The sequence below is a fragment of the Halobaculum gomorrense genome (assembly GCF_900129775.1).
Classification (GTDB): domain Archaea; phylum Halobacteriota; class Halobacteria; order Halobacteriales; family Haloferacaceae; genus Halobaculum; species Halobaculum gomorrense.
On sequence record NZ_FQWV01000003.1, the window covers coordinates 428,013 to 450,886 of the forward strand.

15 protein-coding genes and 3 pseudogenes are annotated in these 22,874 nt (G+C 59.7%); 10 read left to right on the top strand and 8 right to left on the bottom strand.

Features of this window, described 5'->3' with window-relative positions; genetic code table 11:
- Positions 1–7: 7 nt before the first annotated feature.
- Positions 8–4,123, top strand: a complete 4,116-nt coding sequence (locus BUE16_RS08225; protein WP_073308406.1) for an Eco57I restriction-modification methylase domain-containing protein — start codon at positions 8–10, stop codon at positions 4,121–4,123.
- A 36-nt stretch (positions 4,124–4,159) separates the two neighbouring features.
- Here the strand turns inward: BUE16_RS08225 and BUE16_RS08230 are convergent, their stop codons facing one another.
- Positions 4,160–4,780 (bottom strand): DUF7509 family protein, encoded by a 621-nt coding sequence (locus BUE16_RS08230; RefSeq protein WP_073308408.1) that lies wholly within the window; start codon positions 4,778–4,780, stop codon positions 4,160–4,162.
- A 98-nt stretch (positions 4,781–4,878) separates the two neighbouring features.
- On the opposite strand from BUE16_RS08230, the gene BUE16_RS08235 reads away from it, so the two are divergent.
- The 5 genes from BUE16_RS08235 (at position 4,879) to BUE16_RS08255 (ending at position 11,044) form a co-directional block, all read left to right on the top strand.
- Positions 4,879–5,292: a winged helix-turn-helix domain-containing protein gene (locus BUE16_RS08235; protein ID WP_073308410.1), complete on the top strand. Its 414-nt coding sequence runs from the start codon at positions 4,879–4,881 to the stop codon at positions 5,290–5,292.
- Positions 5,293–5,398: 106 nt separating this feature from the next.
- A complete protein-coding gene (locus tag BUE16_RS08240) occupies positions 5,399–5,884 on the top strand; it encodes an Lrp/AsnC family transcriptional regulator (protein ID WP_073308412.1) in 486 nt (161 codons plus the stop codon).
- A gap of 693 nt (positions 5,885–6,577) precedes the next feature.
- Positions 6,578–6,973 carry a hypothetical protein gene (locus tag BUE16_RS17215; protein WP_234972361.1) on the top strand — a complete coding sequence of 132 codons (396 nt, stop codon included), beginning with the start codon at positions 6,578–6,580 and terminating at the stop codon, positions 6,971–6,973.
- Positions 6,974–7,161: 188 nt separating this feature from the next.
- The gene (locus BUE16_RS08250; protein WP_073308516.1) at positions 7,162–8,649 is read left to right on the top strand and encodes a proton-conducting transporter transmembrane domain-containing protein; all 1,488 of its coding nucleotides are present in this window, start codon (positions 7,162–7,164) and stop codon (positions 8,647–8,649) included.
- Positions 8,639–11,044, top strand: a complete 2,406-nt coding sequence (locus tag BUE16_RS08255) for a DUF2309 domain-containing protein (protein ID WP_073308415.1) — start codon at positions 8,639–8,641, stop codon at positions 11,042–11,044. The genes BUE16_RS08250 and BUE16_RS08255 overlap by 11 nt, the downstream gene beginning before the upstream one ends.
- A gap of 285 nt (positions 11,045–11,329) precedes the next feature.
- On the opposite strand, the gene BUE16_RS08260 is transcribed toward BUE16_RS08255, so the two are convergent.
- From BUE16_RS08260 to BUE16_RS08275, 3 genes and pseudogenes are all read right to left on the bottom strand, one after another.
- The gene (locus BUE16_RS08260) at positions 11,330–11,680 is read right to left on the bottom strand and encodes a ubiquitin family protein (RefSeq protein WP_394327426.1); all 351 of its coding nucleotides are present in this window, start codon (positions 11,678–11,680) and stop codon (positions 11,330–11,332) included.
- 148 nt (positions 11,681–11,828) lie between these two features.
- Positions 11,829–12,488, bottom strand: a pseudogene (locus BUE16_RS16040) (SPASM domain-containing protein); the annotation flags it as partial.
- A 191-nt stretch (positions 12,489–12,679) separates the two neighbouring features.
- A pseudogene (locus BUE16_RS08275) lies at positions 12,680–13,039 on the bottom strand (transposase); the annotation flags it as partial.
- 123 nt (positions 13,040–13,162) lie between these two features.
- Between BUE16_RS08275 and BUE16_RS08280 the strand changes: the two are divergent.
- Both BUE16_RS08280 and BUE16_RS16680 read left to right on the top strand, forming a co-directional pair.
- Positions 13,163–13,606: pseudogene (locus tag BUE16_RS08280) on the top strand (transposase); the annotation flags it as partial.
- Between the two features lie 254 nt (positions 13,607–13,860).
- Positions 13,861–14,034, top strand: a complete 174-nt coding sequence (locus BUE16_RS16680; protein ID WP_159435751.1) for a hypothetical protein — start codon at positions 13,861–13,863, stop codon at positions 14,032–14,034.
- 230 nt (positions 14,035–14,264) lie between these two features.
- On the opposite strand, the gene BUE16_RS08285 is transcribed toward BUE16_RS16680, so the two are convergent.
- Together BUE16_RS08285 and BUE16_RS08290 are read right to left on the bottom strand one after the other, a co-directional pair.
- A complete protein-coding gene (locus BUE16_RS08285; protein WP_234972362.1) occupies positions 14,265–14,786 on the bottom strand; it encodes a diadenylate cyclase in 522 nt (173 codons plus the stop codon).
- Positions 14,787–14,821: 35 nt separating this feature from the next.
- Positions 14,822–17,287, bottom strand: coding sequence for an amino acid permease (locus BUE16_RS08290; RefSeq protein WP_073308426.1), 2,466 nt, complete (start codon positions 17,285–17,287; stop codon positions 14,822–14,824).
- A 278-nt stretch (positions 17,288–17,565) separates the two neighbouring features.
- On the opposite strand from BUE16_RS08290, the gene BUE16_RS16335 reads away from it, so the two are divergent.
- Positions 17,566–17,844 carry a hypothetical protein gene (locus tag BUE16_RS16335; RefSeq protein WP_143165394.1) on the top strand — a complete coding sequence of 93 codons (279 nt, stop codon included), beginning with the start codon at positions 17,566–17,568 and terminating at the stop codon, positions 17,842–17,844.
- 186 nt (positions 17,845–18,030) lie between these two features.
- Here BUE16_RS16335 and BUE16_RS08295 read toward each other — a convergent pair whose 3' ends face one another.
- Complete coding sequence (locus tag BUE16_RS08295) at positions 18,031–18,399, bottom strand: response regulator transcription factor (protein ID WP_234972363.1); 369 nt, start codon at positions 18,397–18,399, stop codon at positions 18,031–18,033.
- Between the two features lie 153 nt (positions 18,400–18,552).
- On the opposite strand from BUE16_RS08295, the gene BUE16_RS08300 reads away from it, so the two are divergent.
- Positions 18,553–22,458 (top strand): PAS domain-containing protein, encoded by a 3,906-nt coding sequence (locus BUE16_RS08300; RefSeq protein WP_079991565.1) that lies wholly within the window; start codon positions 18,553–18,555, stop codon positions 22,456–22,458.
- Between the two features lie 161 nt (positions 22,459–22,619).
- Here BUE16_RS08300 and BUE16_RS08305 read toward each other — a convergent pair.
- Positions 22,620–22,874: zinc ribbon domain-containing protein (locus BUE16_RS08305; RefSeq protein ID WP_143165395.1), on the bottom strand; the 255-nt coding region annotated here is incomplete at its 5' end.

Here is a 22,874-nt window from a genome sequence, read left to right on the forward strand (position 1 = left end):
GTATCGAATGAGCCGGGCCACCCTCGGGGCCACGCCCTACCGCAACTCGGACCTCTTCTCGGGGTACTATCTCGACGAGCGCGTCGACGACCTCGACGCCTGGGACTGCGACGATGAGGCCCAAGCCGCCTTCGCGGAACTCCAACACCTGTGGGAACTGGAAGGCGAACTCGTCGCCTCCTACAAAGAGGACGAACTGCTCGACTCGTGGATCGACGAAGTGCTGGACATCCTCGGGTTCGGCACGCTTTCGGAGACGACGCTCCCGGACAGCGAGGGGTACAACGACCGCCTCCTGTTCGAATCCGACGAGACACGCCGCGACGCCAGCATCCGCAAGCGCGACGGCGACCGCGACGCGATGTACTCGCTCGCCTCGGCAGTCCTCGAAGCCAAGCAGTGGGACGCCGATTTCACCAAGCGCTTCGCGGAGACGCGCTCGTATCGCGACGCCTCCCACCAGATCAAATACTACCTCGAACACACACCTGAGCGACTGGAGTGGGGCATCCTCACCGACGGCAAGACGTGGCGCCTCTACGGGACGAAAGACTACGCGACCGAGACCTACTACGAGGTCAACCTGCCCGAACTCCTCGAGTCGGGCGATCTTGAGCAGTTCAAGTACTTCTATGCGTTCTTCCGGCCGGCCGCGTTCCGCGAGACGGCGGGCACAACGTTCCTCGAAACCGTCTGGAACGAATCGGAGACAGCCGCACAGGAGCTCGGCGAGGATCTTCAGGACAACGTTTTCACCGCGCTGCGCATCCTCGGCGAGGGCTTCGTCGAGACAAATGATCTCGATATCGACGCAGAGGACGAGGAAGCGCTGAGCGAAGAGGAGCTGAAAGAGCAGTCGCTCGTCCTCCTGTATCGGCTGATGTTCGTGTTATATGCCGAGTCGCGCCACCTCATCAGTCCCGACGAGCCCGCTCGCGAGGCCGAGTTCAACGAACACTTCAGCCTCGACCAACTGCGCCAAGAGATCCACGAGGATATCGACGCGGGCGATTCCTTCGACGAGTACAGCGAGTACTCGACGTCGATGTGGAGCCGCCTCCAGGACCTGTTCGGACTCATCGACTCCGGCGAGGAGTCGCTGGGCATCCCGCCGTACAACGGCGGGCTGTTCGACGACGAGGAGCACGCGTTCCTCGCGAACAACGAGGTCGCCGATCGGTACATCGCCGAGGTCGTCTACCGACTGGGGACGACGACCGCCGACGACGGCGATGGGTACGTGCTCGCCGACTACGCCGACCTCGATACCCGGCACTTGGGGACGATCTACGAGGGCCTGCTCGAACACGAGTTCCGCATCGCCCCCGAGCAGTACGCCGCCGTGTCTGAGGACGGCGGGCAGGTGTGGAAGCCTGCGACGGAGGTGAGCGTCGCTGACGCCATCGAGACGGTCGAGGCAGGCGAGTTGTACGTCGTGAACGACGACGGCGAGCGCAAAGCCACTGGGGCCTACTACACGCCCGACTACGTCGTCGCGTACATCGTCGAGGAGACGATCGATCCGCTCGTCGACGAGATCAAAGAGGATATCCGCGAGGAGGAAGGGCTCGAACCCGGCGACAAGGGGTACATTGCTCCGTTCTTGGAGCAGATCCGCGAGTTGACCGTGCTCGACCCGGCGATGGGGTCGGGGCACTTCCTCACGAAGGCGACCGGCTACCTCACCGAGCAGGTGATGGAGGTCATCCGCCAGCAGGAGATCCAGAGCTACGACGAACAGGACATCCGGCGGATCATCGCCCGCGAGTGCATCTATGGGGTGGACATCAACGGGATGGCCGTCGAGTTGGCGAAGCTGTCGATGTGGCTGGAGACGCTCGCGACCGACCAGCCGCTCGCGTTCCTCGACCACCACCTGAAGGATGGGAACTCGCTGGTGGGCTCGGACATCACCGAAGTGCTGTCTGATGATAGCGCCCAGGAAGGCGGACAGTTGACGCTTACGCAGGTGTTCGCGAAGGCACGTCGGGATACGCTCGAGCACGTGATGGAACTCATGTCGGAGCTGCTGGCCATCGACAACGAGACGCTCGCGGACATCAAGTCGATGGAGGAGACGTACGACGAGATCCGCTCGGACCCGCTGTACGGGCGGCTGTTCGAGTTGGCGAACGTCCACACCGCCGAGCAGTTCGGGCTGGACGTGCCCGACGGCGTGTACGAGCAGATGGCCGGTGCGATCGAAGACGAGAGCGAGTGGGCCGACGTGCGGGAGGAGGATTGGTTCCGGAGTGCGCAGGCGCTGGCTGAGGCGGAGGACTTCTTCCACTGGGAACTGGAGTATCCCGAGGTATTCTTCGGGATTGATGGGGAGAAACGGGCTGATGGGGGGTTCGATGCGGTTGTTGGGAATCCGCCGTACCTAGGCACTACCCACCTATTGGAGAAATATAAGAGCTACTACAAGAGCCAATTCGAGTCTTCAACTGGAAAGTGGGACCTCTATTGTCTGTTTACAGAGAAAGGAGAGCAACTGATCTCTGGACGTCTAGGATATATCCAGCCGACAATGTTCACGCGGAGGGCGTACGGCCGTGGACTGAGGAGCTACATTCTGCAGTCAAATTCTGTTCTGGAACGTATTGTGGATCTAACGGAATATCAAGTATTTGAGGGAGCTACCAATTATGTCGGTATATTCATTCTAGAAAAGGGAACAGCAAGTGGTGTCATAGACGTTCTCCCTGTCAGGTCTGCCTCCGAATTAGTTAATCGCGTCTATAGCAGCAGATATACTGTGGAAATTTCTGATTTAGATTCGGAGGCCTGGCCAATCATTCCCCCGAACGTTCGGATGCTATTGGAGAAGACAAGTGCCCGCAACCGTACACTCTCTGAAATCACAGATGTAATGTCAGAAGGAATCAAAACCGGTTATAACGATGCCTTCGTTCTAAGTCGTGAAAGGGCCGAGGACTTAGGCATTGAGTCAGCTGTGCTAAGGTCCTTTTTGAAGGGTAAAGACATTAAGAGATACGTCAAGTGCCAGACTGAATTGGTCTGTATTTATCCATACGACGACGGTTCCGTATTTTCTGAGGCAGAGTTTGTTGACAGGTTCCCTAATGCCTATGACCATCTCAAACAGTACCATGCTGATCTTGAATCCAGACCCTCTGTTGGGTCCGGGAAACGGAACTGGTATGAGTTGGAACGTGAAAGGGAGCCAAGGATATACACATCACCAAAAATTCTGTCTCCCGATGTATCTAATCAGAACAATTTCGCATTCGATGAGGACCAACAGCACCATTTCAATACCAAGGTGAAATCAATAATTCTTGACGATAGTCACACATCACTCACGCATAAACAACTTCTCGGGTTACTGAATTCCAGTTTACTTGAATACCTGTACCGAGGAATTTCTCCCCCAAAGAGAGGAGGATATCGAGCATACAAACCAGCGGTCCTTTCGAAACTCCCTGTGCCAGATTCTGCTCCTCATCGGCTTGAGGAGAGTGTGGTCCATATGCTCAATTCAAGAGAAGAGCTTAGAATCCTGAATCAAAACCTGGTTGACCATCTTGGAACCTACGGTGAAGGTTTCAAAGTTGCAGAATTCGGCCTGACCCAACCCCCAGAGAACGCAGCTGACTCCATCCTCCAAGAAACAACCGAACAAAAACCGAACCTCCGCGTCGGCCACGCAGAAGTCATCCGCGAGGCCGACACCACGGTCGAGGTCCGCCTCACCGCTCGCTACAAACCCGACGACGAAGACGCACACGAGACGGACCAGTGGGGCTACACGGAGACGGACCCACTCCCAGCGATGCGAATCACGGACCTCACCGAAACCGAAGCGGATCTCATCGAGGCGTTCGTTCCGGTCGCCGTCGACGAGGCGGGCGGGTTCGCCGGCTTCCGTGAGACCGCGACGAAGACGAACTCGCTGGTGGACCGGCTCCGTGGGCTGACGCTGCCTGTGGTTGAGGACGTTCGCGACGGACTGGAGAGCTACATCGAGACGCAAGAGCGGGCTGAGGAACTGGAAGAGCAGATCGAGCGAACTGACGAGTTGATCGACGAAATCGTCTACGAGCTGTACGGGCTGACCGACGAAGAAATCGAGATCGTCGAGGAGGCGGTCGGGGAGTGAGTGTGAGCCGAGTGTTGTGGAACTGAACTCCCGACGCTAGTCCAATCGGTCGAGGTCGCCCCGACGTTCCCGTTGCATGATCTCTCCGACGAAGTATCGAAGTTTCCGGACCAGTTCTGCTTCCGTCTCGTATGTCTCCACCCGCAGGTCCCATCGGACCCTCGCAGAGCGGATCATCGCACTCGTCACGCTCTCCTCGTGGGCGAAGATGAGGCGATCGCCGTGAGACGGTGCGAGCGCTTCGAGGATGCTTCCCGCCTCTTCGCCAACGCCGAAGTTGTGCCCGAAGAACGGCAACACGAACGCGGTCGCATTACTACACCGTGTGAATGCGATACTCTGTGTTGCCGCATCGATCTCGTCCGTGTCGATATCGACATCAAGCGCGAGGAACGCATTCACACCCGGGTTCACACGGAGGGACCCCTGTACGCGCCGTAAGAGTGCTTGTGCCCTGTCGACCTCGTCTTTGTTCTGAAAGAGTCGCCGCAATGGCCCCGGAAGGTCTTCGACGTCGAATTCGCTGCGTTCCTCCTCGCTCAACACGTAGTTGAGGTTGAACGACTTGTACGGCCCCATCACGTAGAACAGAAATCGGTCGTATCGAACGGCCCCCAGGCGGTCGCTGATCCGCTCTCGTGTGATATCCCCCGACATGCACGAATGTGCCTACGCAGAGTATATAAAAAGCAAGGTATTTGAGAGTTCTCGGCTTGAGAACGACTAAACGGTACCGGCGCGTACTGATGAGTGACATGGCGACGAACGAGACGGAGACAGTTGACAGTGGGGTTCCGGAAGATCCGGAGGATCTCCTCCCGGAGGAGAGTGTGCTCACGCTTGAGGAGTACCTCGAGATGCACGCCGCGATTGGTCACCGCACCCGCTACGAGGTCCTCTACCGTCTTGTTCACTCGGGAGCGATGAGTCCGAAGGAACTGGAACACGCGTTGGATATCGACGACAGTACCCTTCACTACCACCTCAACAAACTCGTCGATGTGGGGCTGATCGAGAAGCGCCAGCGAACCGAGCGCGGAGAAGACGGCCTCCACACCTACTATCGGGCGACCGTCTTCGGCGAGGTGACACTCACCGAGGGCGTCGATGAGCTGATTCGTGGTGAGCGGGAGTTCGACGCACTGTACGACAGTTCGGAGCGATCGTGAGTGACAAATCGGGTAGCGGACGACCGACGAACTGCTGCGTGGAGAGTTCCGTGAGATAGCCGAGCAACGTCCAAACATAAAGTGCCCTTGTCGCGGACACACTGGTATGACTGACACGGAGATCGACGACGTCGACAAGGCGATCCTGTATGCACTCCAAGAAGACGCCCGGAAGATGTCGTCCGGAGACATCGCAGAGCGGACCGGCACCTCCGACAGCACTGTCCGGAAGCGGATTCAGCGTCTCGAATCCGACGGCGTGATCAAAGGGTACAGCGCCAGCGTGGACTATCAGCGATCCGGGTATCCGCTCCGAATGCTGATTTATTGTACCGCTGCGATTCCCGAACGTGGTGACATCGTGCCCGAGATTCTGGACATCGAGGGCGTCGTATCCGTCCAGGAGTTGGTCACTGGTGAACAGAACCTCCTGGTCACTGCAGTCGGCCAGATGGACAGCGATATTACACCCGTTGCACAGGAACTGCTCGATATGGGGCTGACCGTCGCCGACGAGGTCCTCGTTCGGAGCCACGAGACGACGCCGTTCGGCAAGTTCGATTCCGGGACGCAGACGGGAGACGATTCGTAGGACGTGGCCTGTTCTCGCGGTGGGAACACCCGCTCTCTGAATCGAACAGGTACGTCGATGGCTGTGTCAGCCAGCCGGTACTCCTGTGTATAAGGAACTCGACAGAGACTTCCCATCAGATAGTCTCGAGCACCGTTCACGTCCGCGTTCGCCACTGTGCAACACGCGTCGCGGACGGGCACCCCGTTCAACACGGTACGCCTTCCGCTCGCGACCGCACCACGAACGACCGGCCGACGGGGGAAGTTCCCGAGGGTGGTCCGTACCAACACCCCACTCAGATAACGACATGAGTTTCTGTGTGGATATATCGAACGATCCGGTAAGGTAATAATAAATCAAAGCCAAGCTGGTCGAAGAGGGGAGATGGGCGACGGTGATGGGTCCGAGTGGAATCGGGATACCGGAGAATGAACGGGAACGATCTCGAATCTGTCGTCGCGTCGGTCCAAGGCTGGGCCGGGCCTCGAAGCGACGTGGGACACGAATCGGACACGCAGACGGTGCTCCTCGTTTCGTGCTCGATGGGCAGTTGCAAGCCGGGGGCCGCTGTGGCCGGTCGACGATACCTGGAACGTCATTAGCGTTCAGACCCTCGGGAATCAGACACAGGAACCGTATGAAGGCCAACCAGTTCCGGACAGCACCATCGAACACCTCAAAACGTAGCATGACATCACAGCGGTCCTCGTTGTGAGGCACACGAGTTGTGAGGTTCTCGAAGACGCCTATGAGCGGTGGATCGCACCCGGTTCAGAGTCACCTGCCGGGCTCGAACTGCGGTTGGACCCGCTCCGCTCGCTCGTCGAAGCGGGGTTCGAGGAGGGAGTCTTGACGGAATCGTTGCCGCTTCAGACGGTACAGCACCGACTCGTCGAGTACAACGTCCGCCAACAGGTCCGAGTTCTCCAGCAGGAACTTCCCTCCACGGTGACGGTCGCTGGCTACGTTCACGATCAAGACGGTGCGTACAGTTCGTTCCCAGATAGGTGGTATCTGGTCGCGTTCGACGGTGCGGCAGATCCGACCGCAATCCGGGCTCGTCTCCCCGACGATGCGTCGATACGTGTCGCAAGCCTACTGACCTGACTACCGCTTCCGGGCGTCTTCGACATCTCTGGAAGACCATACTGTTCCCTGATAGCCACAAATCGAACATACTGTGAATATAGGTAGCCTTAACAACCATCTTGTTCAAGAAAGAGGCAGAAGCGACCAGAAGCGGAATCTCGGGGGTCGTCTCGGATGCCGCAATGAGTCGTCCGATGAGCCGAACGATGTCAGGACACAGTTCGAAACCGACGGTCGGAGCACTCCCGGACACGACGGTGGACTCGCCGCTCGTGCCCGTTGCACTAACGTGGCTCGTGTGGTCGCTGTTCGTCGCGAGCATCGTCGTCCTCCTCGCCAGGATCCGGGTTGGTGATGTGTGGGAGCTCTCCGGGGTGGTTGCCATCGACGGCCTGACTGCGCTAATGTGGGTGGTAGTCACGTTCTTCAGTGGTATCGTTCACAGCTACTCGCGCCGCTACATGGCCGGCAGCACTCACAAAACGAAGTTCTTCGCCGCCACGTTCGGATTCACCGCGCTCGTGATGGCCCTCGTCGCGGCCGACCACATCGCGCTGTTCGGGTTCCTGTGGGTGGCGATGGGCCTCGTGATGGCCGAACTCATCGGTATCAACGAGGGCTGGAAACAGGCACAGGCCGCCGCGACGGTCGCTCGCAGGTACTTTATCGCCAGTAGCGCGCTTCTTGGGATCGCGCTCACAGCGCTGTGGTGGACGACCGGTATGACGACGGTCTCCGGGATCGGCGCGGCCGCCGACACGCTCGGTGGTCCGGTGTGGCTGGTCGCCGCCGGCGCGCTCGTGCTCGCGGCGATGATCCAGTCGGCCCTCGTCCCGTTCCACAACTGGCTGCTCTCCTCGATGACCGCACCGACGCCCGCGTCTGCGCTGATGCACGCCGGGTTCGTCAACGCGGGCGGCATCCTGCTGACCCGCTTCGCCCCGGTCATTACGGTGGACTCCACGCTCATGTTCGCGGTGGTCGCCGTCGGCGCGGCGAGCGCCGGCGGCGGGAAGCTCCTGAAGTCGGTTCAGATGGACATCAAGAGCAAACTCGGCTGCTCGACGGTCGGGCAGATGGGCTTCATGATCATGCAGGTCGGCCTCGGGTTCTTCGGGGCCGCGATCACCCACCTCATCCTGCACGGGTTCTACAAGGCCTATCAGTTCCTCAGCTCGGGCGAACGGGTCGAACACACGAGTCCAAGCGAGACCACCGAGCACACGATAGGCGGGCTGACGAGTGTCGTCGGCTTCGTCGTGGCGGTGCTGACCGGGCTCGCCGGCGGCGTCGTGTTTACTGCGCTGACGGGGAAGGGAGCAAGCGTCGACAGCGGCCTCTTGTTGACCTTCTTCGTCGTCGTCACCACGCTGCACGCGGCCCGCAGCACCGTCCAGCACACCTCACTTCCGGCGATCGCCCGCTACGCGGCCGTCCCGCTGGTGTTCTTCCCGGCGATCGTCATCTACGCCGTCGTCTACGAAGGCGTCTCGGACCTCTTGGCTGTCAGCACGGCGACGACCGAACTGACCCTACTCCACGGTGTCATCGCCGTTGGCTTCCTCGGCATCTACGTCGCGATAGAGACGGGCGTCCACGAGCACAGCCAGCGTCTCTACGTGGCACTGCTGAACGCCACCCAACCGGCATCGAACACCCTACTGACTTCGACGGAGGAGTACAATGAGTACTGAATCCGCCATCCGCGACAGCATCGACGACGCGGCGACCACCGTCGGCGCCCTCTGGCCCATCCACTCGTTCGTGACGGCCAACCCCCTCGCGGGGTTCGAGGACCGGCCGTTCGGGGAGGCCGTCGAACGGGCGGCTACGCTGCTTGGGGGGCGTGGCTACCCCAGTGCCAAGACGTTCGCAACGGCGCTGGAACGCGGCCAGATCGACCGGGACATCCTCGAACGCGAACTCGCCGACGCAGACTACGAGGACGACCCCGAGCGGTTACTCGACCGTCTGGCCGAGTCGGCCGACGCCGAAAACGGCGACGCGGAGGCCGCAACGGACCAGGTCGACCGAGTGCTGACGAAGTGGCTGTCGGCCTTCCTCGACGAGGGGAGTGCCCACTGGGCGATGCCGAACCGCGAGGCGGGGTTCTACACCGCCTTCCGTGGAATCGCGGAACACGACAGCGAGATCCCCGACGAGGGGGTCGTCGCCGACCTCCCGGAGGCGCCACTCGAGGCTATCGAGCGGGTCCTCACATCGTACCCGGAAGCCCAGTGGGTGTCCATCCTGGAAGAACAACTGGCTGCGCTCCCGGGCTGGACCGGGCTCATCAAACAGCGCGCGGAGGACGAGGGTGTGTGGCAGTCGACGTACCCGATCTCGCTGGAGGGGTACCTTGCGGCGCGGCTGGCGCTGCTGGACGCTGTCGACGCCACCATCGAACCCTCGACCGACGCCGTCGACGCGAACTCGGCGGATGACCTCGCTCAGGCGTTCCTGCGTGCGTGGGAAGCGACCTACCGCGAGGACCTCGTCGGGACCGTCGCGGCCCACAGTCAGTCGCTGGACGGCAGCGAGGCGTCGGGCCGTCCGGACGCGCAGTTGGTGTTCTGTATCGACACCCGCTCGGAGATCATCCGCCGCCACATCGAGGAAACGGGCGACTACGAGACCCACGGGTACGCCGGCTTCTTCGGCATTCCGATGCGGTATCAGGGGTACGGAACCGACGTGTCGGTCGACGCGTGCCCCCCGATCGTCGACCCGCAGTATCACATCACCGACTTCCCGACCGACGACGACACACAGGCACGCCACGATCGCTGGTCGGGCATCCGTGATGCCGCCGAGGAAGTCATCGAGATACTGGAGGCCAACGCCGCTACCGCCTACGGCTACGTCGAGACCGCTGGGAGCGGCTACGGACTCTCGCTTGCGGCCCGGACGCTCGTCCCCGGACGCGTTCACGACCTGTTCGACGCCGCTTCCGAACAGGTACCCGACGACCACGAGTTCTGTGAGCCGCTGGTCCACCACCAGCACACCTACTCCGGCGACCTGCCGGTGGGGCTGACCTACGAGGAGAAGGTCGAGTACGCTGCGACCGCCTTCGAGCTACTGGGGTTCGAGGAGTTCAGTCGCCTCGTCGTCTTCACGGGCCACGCCAGCGAGACGACAAACAATCCCTTCGACTCGAGTCTGGACTGCGGTGCCTGTGCGGGCAACCCCGGCGGCCCGAGTGCTCGCGTCCTCGCGAACATCTGTAACGACGAGGCTGTCAGGGTCGAACTCAGCGACCGCGGGTTCGACATCCCCGAGGACACGGTCTTCGTCGCCGCCCAGCACAACACGACGACCGACGAAGTGGACCTGTTCGCGGACGACGTACCCGAGAGCCACGCGGACGACCTGGACCAGTTGCGTACGGACCTCACGGCAGCCCGCGAGCACGCGACTGCCGAGCGCGCCGAGTCGATGGGCGCCGACGGCTCGGTCGGCGTCGCCGAGACGGAACGGCGGGCCGCTGACTGGGCCGAGACGCGTCCTGAGTGGGGCCTAGCCGGCAACGCCGGCTTCGTGATCGGCCCCCGCGAATTGACCAGCGGCTGTGATCTCGACGGGCGTGCGTTCCTCCACTCGTACGACTGGTCGACCGACCCTGACGGAGACGCGCTCGAGGCCATCTTGACTGGCCCGATGGTCGTCACCCAGTGGATCAACACCCAGTACTACTTTTCGACGGTCGACAACGCCGTCTACGGCAGCGGGTCGAAGGTGACCCAGAACCCGGTCGGAAACGTCGGCGTCTACCAAGGCAACGGCGGCGCCCTGATGACCGGGCTCCCGCTCCAGTCGCTGATGACCGCGGACGATGAACCGCACCACCAGCCGCTCCGCCTCTCGACGGTCGTCCATGCGCCGGTCGAGCGGGTCACAGCCATCCTGGCCGACCACGAGGAACTGATCCAGATTCTGGACAACGACTGGCTCTCACTGACGGTCGTCGATCCGACGCAGGATCACCGCGCCTTCCTCTACGAGGAGTCATTGGAATGGACGCCTGTGTCCGAACGGACCGACCCACGTCCGGCGATGATGAACGGGCCGGCCGTCGCAGACGACTAGCCGGTTCGGATGTCGCACTGGACGGAGGTCGGTTGGGGCTCGGTGGGATGCTTTGACCCCCGTTTGGCTCACGAATCCGAACTCAGTCGATTCTCGTTCCGCCACCGCAACACCGAACAGGAGCGGACAAGAGCGTGGTTGACACTGAGCAGTCGCGATCGTTCCACTTGCGGCGCACAGATCGTGTCGTCGGCCGTGCTACCGTCGTCTGCTGGTGACGAGACACAGAGCGGAAACCGTACGACACGTCAGCGTGTCGCAATGGCGCGTCGTCCACATCGGTTATCAGCAACAGTACATGAACGGATACATCAACGCGACGCGATCGCCGTTCAACAGCTCCGTGTCGAAGCCATCGAGGTGTTCGTTAAACCGGCCGTTGACGACGATTCGGGCGTACGCGCGGGTTCGGTCTCCCTCCGGGTTCCCGCTGAAGTCGTCCGGGAGGTCTTCCGGGTCGGGCGCGGGCGCCCAACCGGGTGCGACGGCGTCCTCGGGAGTCTCGGCGAGGAGGAACTGCGCCACGTCGTAGTCCGCGAGGAACGCCTCGAGGAACTCTCGGAGGGTGGTCCCCTCGAATGAGTACTCGAAGCGGTGTTCCGGCAGGGCGTCGTAGAGCCTGCCGGTTCCCTTCACCTCGACGGTGGTGACGACCTGTTCGCGTTCCCGGTCCTCCCGGCTGTCGTGTCGGTCCGCTTCTGCGGCGCTCATACGTAGTCGTCCGCTCCGGACGGGGGAGAGTCTCTCCCCGAACACGTTCGACGGTGGTCGGCCGCTCGTCCCGTCAGTCGGCCGTCGACGGCGGCGACCCGGTACCGCGTGCTCCGTCGCCGGCGCGCTCGGCGGGCGTGAGGTAGCACTGCGGGTCTCGCGCGCCGAACTCGCCCTCCACGGTGAGCGCGCGCAGGCGCGATGCGCCCCGGCAGATGTCGCTGTACGCGCAGGTGCGACACTCCTCGCCGAGGCTGTCCGGGCGGTCGCGCAGACGACCGAGGAGGGGGTTCGACTCATCCTCCCAGATGTCGCCGAACGGGCGGTCGCGGACGTTGCCAAGCGAGTACGACTGCCAGAACTACGTCGCGTGGACGTTGCCCTGGTAGTCGATGTCGGCGACGCGCTCGCCCGCAGGGTCGCCCCCGTTCACCGCGAGGTAGCGGCGGACGCGCTCGGGGCCGAACGCACGGCGGGCGTACTCGCCGAGGTACGCCGCGTCGCAGTAGTTGCCGACGAGCAGCGTCTCGATCTCCTCGCCGTCCTCGTGGTACTCACGGGTGAGGTCGACGAGGCGCTCGACGGCGTCGCGGCGCGCCTCGGGCGTGATGTCCGCGTCGGGAACGCCGCGGCCGCCGTACGCGAGGTGGTAGAAGCAGAAGCGGTCGACCACCCGCTCCATGTCCGGGACGGTGTCCTCGGTCACGGTGTAGCGAAGCCCGGTTTTCAGTCCTGAAAGTTGAGACTACAGAGGGGTTAGCGGAGCTTTAATGCGTGGTTTCGGCTGTTTCAGTGATCGGGAACTGGCTCAGATTGCTCTCCAAACGGCCATTCCTATTGGAAATACAACTACAGACACGAATTTCGGCGGCTTTCGACAGCGTTGCCACTCGGACGCCGCGCTAACACAAATAAAACCTCTCTCTATCCGATTCCCGTTTCCTTCTTCACCAGAATCAGCGTGTTATCGGCCGTCACAATTGGCGAGTGCTCGTACTCATCGGTCAACTCAACCTGTACCAGCAGGTCCACCGCTCGCCAAATCGAGTAGAGCAAACAGGCGAACGCGAAGTAAAAGAACCGCAGCCCGAAATCCTTCGACGTCGTCGTGGCCATGAATCGTTTGATCGACCTGTAGCCACTCTCGATTTCCCATCGGTAGCCGTACTCCGTGAGGTGCCCAGTCCCTCTATTCGTCATGAACACCGAGTACTGTCGATGGTCGTCATGCTCAGCGTTCTCTTTGCGGCGGTAGAACAGCGTCGTCTCGTGCCACTCATTCTTCCGGCTCTGTTGAAATCCTCTTCACGTCTTGCGATTTTCTGAGAGACTAGTTTCCAACCGTACCGACGAAAACCGGTGGGGAGAGTCGCTCTTCCCAATGTCAACTCTGAAGGATTTCAACAGAGCCACACAAAGCGAACGAAGCTGACGATTCAGCAGTTGAAACTGACACTGCTCGTAGACACGAGAGCGAATGCTATCCTCGATCTTCACGTGACGACGACCAGAAAACACAACTCGCAGATCGCACCGTCGCTCATCAAGCGGAATGCAGAGAATGTGGCGATTCTCCTCGGTGAGAAGGGATACGACGACCGGAAGGTTCGCGCGGTAGCCCGTGAGGCTGGTGTTCGTCCCCTAATCAAGCACCGAGAATTTTCGTCGCTCCACAAGGCGTGGAACGCTCGACTGGACGGCGACCTCTACGGCCAACGGAGTCAGAACGAGACAGTGAACTCTCGTCTCAAACGGAAATATGGCGCATTCGTCCGCTCACGACACTGGTGGAAGCAGTTCCGTGAACTCGTTGTCGGCTGTCTCACTCACAACATCGAAAAGGCACTCTGAACAGCGGATATCGATGAACGGGACGTGAAATGGGTCGAACCCCTCTGATTCTCGTCAGAAGAGTCGTGACCGATACAGAGGCTGCAGTCAGCAGCGTGAACGTGGGGAACCGCAGTGATTGAACGGCCTCTATGCTGAAGCAGCGTATCGCTGTATTCGCTTATATATCATTCAGACCGTTGCCACCACGACTAACAGTCCCTTACAGAGTCCATTGGAGCAACAGCTAAGATGACCCCACACAGATAATGTATATGAATCGAACGATTCAGCAGCGAGTGAACGACCGTTGGACGAACGTCGTGATCTTCATCGCAGCCATGATTGTGGGGATAATGGCGTATACGGGCGACCTCGTCTATACACCGGTCGTACTCGTCCTGTTGCTGATTGCGGTGGGAATCGGCCGGTACGGCTTTGAGCACTAATCCGGAGAGCCCCGTAGCAACCCATCAGAGATACGCGCCCTCTCTGCAGCACGAGCCACTCGAACTACTCGGAGTGTGTCAGGATCGTCTTGACCGATACAGAGGCTGCAGTCAGCAGTTGACCACCTTGTTTTCACACCACTTCAGATGAATTAGCCGGTCAGTAGAACTGCGTAACGACTCTCACGCTAATCGGAACTGGCAGAACTTCGGCCGTAGGATAGAACGGTTCAGTCCGTAGGACGCCACGTACCACCTAACTCATCACGTTGATAATCGTCGTAGTCACCGTCCTTGAAGATGGACATCCGGCCGTTCTCTTCACTGAGAGTGATGGCCGCAACCACTTCCTCACGGACCGACACCTCGATGGCACTCAGGTGTTTCGTTCCCATCCAATCGGCATACTTGACTGTCCTACTTGTCGCGTCCGCGCCCGTGTCACTCTGGCTCTTGATACGAACCATCTGTTCTTGGACCGTCCCGTCCGTACTAATAATGACGGCCCCATCACGCCGCAATCCGACCGTCTGCGCCGCCTCGACGAACCTGTCGAGATCATCCGTGACGACCCGACAGGTCTCGGTCGGCCACATGTTCTCACCCAATGGATCGGCATATTGCCCCGAATGGACGCCCGTCACGACCACGAAATACAGTCCTGGTCCACGCACGTACTCCTGTCCCCATCGGTCGAATCCGAGACTGATACTCTCGATCGCATACGTGATGAAGTCGGTGAGTTCTGTCACCGTCGTGTACTCGACTCGGAGCGGATCCCTGCCGGTCATGGTTGTTGGTCCCCCTCGATCTGTTCCATCGTATTGGAACGGCCCGTCGCACGCTCGCGCAACTTATCAAAGGACTGCTGGAGCCGCGACCGCACGTCCAGATTCCGCTTGGCCATGATGACGGTGTTTGCCGCCCGCGTGGCGACCGTCTCCGGGATCGTCCCGAACAGGAACCGCTGGAACGCACCCTCCCGCGTCGCCCCGATGATCGTGAGATCGTGGTCCGCACTCTCTTCGACAAGCGCCGTCACGACATCGTCGCTTTCGAGCAACTTCGTCTCGAAAGCGCCACCGCTCTCGAACGCCTCGCTTGCGGTCGCCAGTAACGACCGCGCTTGCTCGTGCTCCGTCTCGGACGCGTCCGAGTCGATAACGTACGCGGACGTGACTGTCGCGCCGGTGCCACGGGCCAGCGCCGCGGCCGTTTCAGCCGCCAGTTCCGCATGCGGGCCCCCCGCCGTCGGCAGCAGGATCGATTCGAGGGTGCCGTCGGCTTCCATCCCAATCCGCTCGACGTAGACGTCACAGTCGGCCTCCGCGACGACGCGATCGACGACGGAACCGAGGACAGCATTGCTGTCCTTCGACCGGTCGCCACCCCAGCCCACGATAACGGCGTCGCTGTCGTGTTGCGCGACCGTGTTGACGATGGCGTCGGCGGCGTGGTGACCAATCCGGATCGTCCCGCTGACAGGGACGTCGGCGTCCTCGGCGATGTTGATCGCCTGATCGAGGACCGCCCGCTTTTCGTCGGTTCGTTCACGTCCCCGCGATAGCGGCGTCTGCTCGGGAACCGTCACCGCACTCATGACGAGCACTTCACCGTCGTTCTCGGCAGCCAACGTCGTGGCCGTCCGCATCAACTGTGGTGCATTCCGTGGGTTGGCAATCGGGACGACAATCTGATAGCCACTACCGCCAGGATTCGTGTACTCGGCGATCGCTGTCGGGGTCTCCTCTTCGAGTTGCTCGACGGACGGTGTGCGGCTCTTCCAGGCGAACCAGACGCCGACACCGATTACCTCCGCTAGGATCCCGAGTGCGACCGCGTACTGCCCGACTGTATCGGTGACGATGGTTCCGATGAGCGCAATGTTGGCGAGGACGGCGATCGCCGGAATGATTGGGACGAGAGGCACCCGGAACCCGCGGTCGATGTCGGGGTACTTGCGCCGGTTAGCCACGAGCGCGATGTTGACCACGGAGAGGCCGGTGATCAACAGGAAGTTGGCGAACTGTGCAAGTCCCTCGATGCCGAGGTGGACGCCGAACAGCGGCTTCGATCCGCCGGTCTCTCCGAACAGCACCGCAAACACGAAGATGTATACGAAGATGAGTCCTCCAGTCAGAAGCACCGTCTTGTACGGCGTATTCCAGCTCGGGTGAATCTGTTCGAAATTCCGGGGGAGATGATCCCGGCGCGCCATAGCGAGCTTCACTCGTGACCCCGCCATAATCGTCGCGTTGGCGGCCGAAAGCATCGAGAATAGCGCCCCGACGATGATGACGTAGAAGCCGGCATTGTAGGGAAGCCCGAGGAAGAACCGGGCGGCGTACCCCATCGACACCTCGCCATGAGAGGCGATGTACTCGGCTGCATCGACCCCGCCGAGATCGACGTTTGCGGCCAGGAACTGGACGAACGCCTCGCTGTTGACCGCGATGACGATGACCAGCACGACCAGCGCATAGATGACCGACACGATTCCCATACTGAGATAGATCGCCTTCGGAATCGTCTCTCCGGGGTCTTTGATTTCCTCGGCGTTGGTCGCAATCGCGGAGAACCCGAAGAACGTGATGAACACCAGCGCACTGGTCAGCCCGATGTTGGCGAATTCGCCGATATTCTCAGCGACCGACTGCTGGATGACCGAGACGTCGAGTGCTTGGAGTCCCCCGTAGAGGAACAGCAGTAACAGCGCGACTTTCAGACCGGTGACGATGATCTGGAACTGGTTGGACTCCTCGGTCCCACGCATATTGACGAACACGAGCAGGGCGAGAATGGCGATGCCCGGTACCCAGAACGGGATGGCCTGGGGGATGCTCAGTGCCGGGTAGATGAACCGGTAGAACCAGTCGGAGAAGGCGGCGAGGTAGAAGGCTGCACTCGCAGGATAGCCGAGAATCATCGTCCAGCCCATGATGTAGGTGAGGTCGTTGTCGAAGGTGTTGGCGGTGTACATGTACCCGCCCCCACTCTCTCGATAGACCGAGGAGAATTCGGCGTACGCCGCAGCGGTAAAGGCAGCGACGATGGCTGCGATAATGAACGAGAGGATGGCGACGGCTCCGACTTTCTCGACTGCGAGGCCGGACAGGACGAAGATTCCGGCTGCGATCATCGTGCCGACGCCGATGGCGAGTGCCCCGAGCAGTCCGATTTCGGGATTGAGTTCTTCGGTTACGCTTTGCCCACCCTCTGCCTGCGTAGAAGACGAAGTCGGCTCATCGGTCATAATAGCGTATTTATTTGTCACTCCTTAATACGTATATGTACAGCGATCTCAGAAACTGACTCGACACGTACCGCCATCCAGTCTTATATATTCCCTACAATAGCTTGATAATCGCCACAGACGTACTTTCACCCTAGATCACCGTTTCCAACAGGATGGCATCATCCCACTCGAGAACAGTTCGGATCGCAATCCTTCTTGAAACCCATCTTGAGACCACGTTTCGTCTTGGTTTATATGGTATGCACTTCTTTGCGAGTTGGTTTCTGCTCTATGCTGTGATCGGATCAGTCGCAGGTTTTGTTGGAGTGCTCAATCTACCGTACCCGTTCCTGTCGCTCGAATCAGACCCGCTCTTTGTGATTGGCGGAGCCATAACCGGATGGTTCACCGTCCAGAGTGCCGGCTCGTTTGTATTGTATCACTTTCTCGTTGGAGTCAAGCACGAGAGATCGCAGTTCGCTGTTCTCATGGGATTCATTAGTCTTGGGTTCGATGGAGCACTACTACGTGTTACGCTTCCTACAGCGATCCAATTGCTTGACAAACTTCTCTGAGTGATGGTTAGCTGAAAGCGAGGTGGCCAGGATGCAGAAGTCTTCACACACTTTGCACTGACCGGAGCAGACGCCCTCAGTTCTCGATGTGCGACATACTGCATACGCGCTCTGTATTCAGCACGACCCCGAGAACATATCACCGATTAAGGAGTTCAACAGAGCCTTTCAATTCTGTACGGTCGCTTACTGGAGAGGTTGCTGTACACGTCCGTACAGTTCGGATTTATTGAAGGGCTTCGCCAGGAAATCGTCTGCGCCTGCCTCGAGCGCTCGAACGATGTCCTCCTCTCGACTCCGAGATGTCAGCATAATAACCTGAATATCCTGCAACCCGTCGTTCTCTCCAATATGGTCCAGAACCGAAAGCCCGTCCATCTCTGGCATCATGACGTCGAGAATGACCGCTTTCGGTAATGAATCCGAGGACTCTTCTAAGTACTCCCATGCCTCCCGACCATCTTTTACAGTCTCCACATCGAACTCCTCACTGAGACTAACATCGATCATCTCTCTGATGTCTTCGTCGTCAGCAGCCAGAATTTCCGCAGACATACTAGCAGCGTGTCCGTCCCGTTTCATTATATTGACCGAAATACGAAAATCCCCTCGATTAGTGCGCTTTTTCAGTCGTCAGCGACCTCAATAGCCCACGAGGGTGTCTCGCAAGAAATATTTAACAGGTTAGACAGTCGAATCTCTGCAACTGTGCTCGGTACTACTGACGAACTGGACGATCCAATTCGCGTTCTCTACGTGAACTCCGATCCCGCGTTCGCGGAGTTGGTTCAAACCAAGCTCCAACAGACGAGTCCTGAGATCGACTGTGTTTCTGCCGACGGTATCGACGAAGCACTGCACAATCTTGCTGCGGACCGGATCGACTGCGTCGTAACGGCATATTCGCTTGGAGATTCCGACGGCATCGAGCTCACGGAGTCGATTCGCCAGGAGAACGACGAGATCCCGATACTCCTCTTTACCGGAAAAGGCAGTGAGGATATCGCGAGTGAAGCGACTCGTGCCGGCGTCTCGGACTACATCCCAGTCCGGTCGGAACGTGATAACTTCACACTACTCGCGGCCCGCATTCGAACGCTCACGAGTGCTGCTCGCAAACGCACGGAGGCCGAGCAGACGAAACGGCGCTTCCGACGAACGCTCGAACGCGCAACTGACGCGATTTACGCCGTCGACAGCGACTGGCGCATCGAGTATATAAACAAGAAAATGGCCGAGCGAGTCGACCGTGACCCGGACGCGGTCGTCGGACGAACCATCTGGGAAGAGTTCCCGTCGATCGTCGGAACGGAACTCGAAGACAAGTATCGAACGGCAATGGAGACCGGTGAACCAGTATCGTTCGAACAGCATCTCGAAGAGCCGTTCGACTACTGGGTCGAAGTGCGAGCGTTCCCAGATGACGACGGGCTGACTGTCTTTTCGCGTGAAATTACTGCCGAGCGAGAGCGGGAACTGGAGCTAGAGCGCAGTGACGCGATTCTGGAGAACATCCACGACGTCGTGTTCGTCCTCGACGAACAAGGCGATATCGAGTTCGCGAATACGGCTGCAAAGTGGTTGCTCGCCGGAGATCAGTCGGCCCAGCTCAGAGGACAACAGCTCGAAACGGTCATCGGAGACCGCGTTAGCGATTCCGATGCATCGCGATTCTCCCAGGCAGTCGAATCGACGCTCGACGAGATCGAGAGCGATGGTGGGTCGACCGGGTTGTACGATGCAGACCTCCAACTCGACGTCATGGTCGGGACCAGCGAGCGGACATTCGACGTCCGGGTGACGCCGTTTCAGAGTCGAGCGAGTAAGCAGGTAGTCGTTGTCGCTCGAAACGTGACCGAAGAAAGCGAGGTGAAGCGTCAATTGGAACGAGAGCGGGACGCACTCCAGGACCTCCAGGCGGTCATGGCAGAAAGCCATGTCTCGGCCGAGTCACGCCTCGAGAATCTCCTTGAAGTCGGTTGTCAGACGCTCGGACTCGAGATCGGCATCATCTCGCGGATTCAGGACAGCGACTACACGGTCGAAGCAGTTCATGCACCAGAGGCTGATATCAAAGCTGGCGATCAGTTCGATCTCGAATCGACGTACTGTGCGGAAGTCGTCGGCACGGATTCGGTCTGTTCGTTCGTAGACGCCGTTAGCGCCGGGAAAGAGACGCATCCTGCCTACCGTGACTTCGAGTTAGAATCGTACATCGGCGTGCCACTCGTCGTCGATGACACGCGTTACGGAACCGTCAATTTCTCGAGTCCGACAACGCGAGTCGCGCCGTTCGGAGCGCTCGAACGAACGTTCGTCGAGCTGGTCGCACAACTCGTGAGTACCGAACTCTCGCGTCGTCGTGACCGTGCCGAACTCGAACGTCAGGAATTCCTCTTCGACCGCGTTCAGGACATCGCAAACATCGGTATCTGGGAATTCATCCCATCGAGCGGCGAACTCACCTGGTCTGACGGGGTCCGCCAGATCCACGGTGTCGACGAGGACTACGAACCCGCTCTCGACGACGCGATCGAGTTCTACCACCCCGACGACAGAGAGACGATTACCGCAGCGGTCGACCAGGCAATCGAAGACGGGGAACCCTACGACCTCGACCTCCGAATCGTTCGATCCGACGGCGAGGTGCGTGACGTGCGGGCGTGGGGAGAGTACGTTGAGGACACACCACGGGGCGACCCAGCACTTCGAGGCGTTTTTCAGGACATCACGGAGCGAGAAGCGGAACGCCGTCAGTACCGAGAGCTGGCGGAGGAGTACGAGGCGTTGCTCGAAACGTCCGGGGACGCGATATTCTTGCTTGACGTCGATACCGCTGGTGAGAACCCCTCGTTCGAGTTTGCCCGACTCAGCCCCGGATACGAGGTACAGACAGGATTCTCAACTGAAGAAGTTCGCGGCAAGTCGCCACGAGAGGTGTTCGGCGACGAGCAGGGTGCTGAACTCGAGACCAAGTACACTCGCTGCGTCGATCAGGGTGCCCCAATCTCGTATCGCGAAGAACTCGACATCGGTGACGGTGCTCAGTTCTGGGACACCAGCCTCGCACCAGTGATCGTCGACAACGAGATTGTTCGAGTCGTGGGCATCGCTCGAAACGTCACCGAGCAGGTCGAACGAGAGCACGAACTCGAGGCAACGAACGAGCGACTGGAATCGCTCATCGGGGCCACGCCACTCACCGTCATGGAGATCGACACCGATGGCAACGTCATCCGTTGGAACGACGAGGCCGAGAATATGTTCGGCTGGTCGCGAGACGAAGTGCTTGGTGAGTTCAACCCGATCGTTCCGGACGAGCAGCAAGAAGAGTTTGCCTCACACAAGCAGCGCGCCTTGAGTGGCGAGCGGATTCGGGCGAAGGAGATACGGCGGGAGACGAAAGACGGAGACGAACTGGACCTGCTCTTGTCGGTCGCGCCGATTACAGGCCCTGATGGGGAAGTCACGAGCGTCCTTGCCGTCTTGGAGGACATCACCGAACAGAAACGGTTGGAAGCTCTCCTCCGCTCGCTTCAGGACACCGCACAGCAGCTGAGCGGCGCTGAATCAAGCGAGGAGATCGGAGCGATCGCCGTCGCTGCCGCGGCCGAGATACTCGACCTCGATGTCACCGGAATCTGGGAATACAACGAGCAAGAGAACGCGCTCGTCCCGATCACGGAAACGTCCGCAGCACGAGACCTGTTTGGCGAGTCCCCCCGATTCACTCCTGAAGACAGCCTTGCTTGGGACGCGTTTGAGTCCGGAGAAACCCAGGTATATGATAATATCCAGGCCGAGGGGCAACCCCACAATTCGAATACAAAAATACGGAGCGAGATTTTCGTCCCACTGGGTGAGTATGGGCTCATGTCGACGGGGTCAGTTTCCACGCAGGTCTTTTCTGAGACGGATGTCGACCTGTTCCGGATTCTTGGTGCGACTGTCGAGGCAGCACTCGCACGAGCGAGCAGAGAGGAAGAATTACATCGACAGAATGAACGACTCGACCAGTTCACGAGCGTCGTTGCCCACGACCTTCGGAACCCCCTCTCCGTCGCAAAGGGATTCCTCGATATCGCAGCGGAGACCGGGAAGGCAGAGCACTTTGAAAAAGTAGAATCCGCACACGACCGAATCGAACGGCTCATCGAGGACCTCCTGACGCTGGCACGCGGGGAGACGACGATCGAGGGTGCAGAAGAGATCGACCTCGAGAGTATTACGAGGGAGGCGTGGGGATACGTCGGCACTGGGGAGGCAACGCTTACAGTTGCAGATGAAGTTCCAACAGTCACCGGGGATACAGGGCGGCTGACCCAACTCTTCGAGAATCTCTTCCGAAATGCGATCGAGCACGGTGGTGCCGACGTCACGGTGACCGTGGGTGGACTAGACGGAGACGATGGATTCTACGTTGAGGATACCGGTAGCGGGATTCCCCAAGAGAAGCAGGACGACGTGTTCAAGCATGGCGTCACGTCTAGTGACGGAGGAACTGGCTTCGGGCTCTCGATCGTGGCCGATATTGCGAAGGCACACGGCTGGACGGTTTCGGTGACAGACGGAACCGATGGCGGGGCACGCTTTGAGTGCAAGCGGTCCAAATAGTACCCGTTGTCAGTGAGCAAACCGTGCCTGCGGTCTATACATTGAGAGAACCAGTCTCAACTACTGTGAGTCGTGGAAGTTGACTACACGAGCTATGGCCCCACCAGAATGCACAATGCTGGACGAACTGCATCACTGAACCGCTCGTGAACTACCCTACCCTACTCGCTCACGGCTTTCGCCGTTCGCTCCTTGAGAGTAGGGCTTCCTGCTTCCACGGCGCGCTTTGCAGATACCGAGGTATCCACAGGGAGCGCAGTCTCCACAGGCGTTGATTCGGAGTATCCCACTCTTACGTCTTCGAGGCCGCGAGAAAGAATATTCCACGCCGCATTCGCGTCCCTGTCCGCCTCAAACCCGCAGGCAGGACAGGAGTGTTCACGGACCCACAACGGCTTGTCGGTCGAAACGCCACA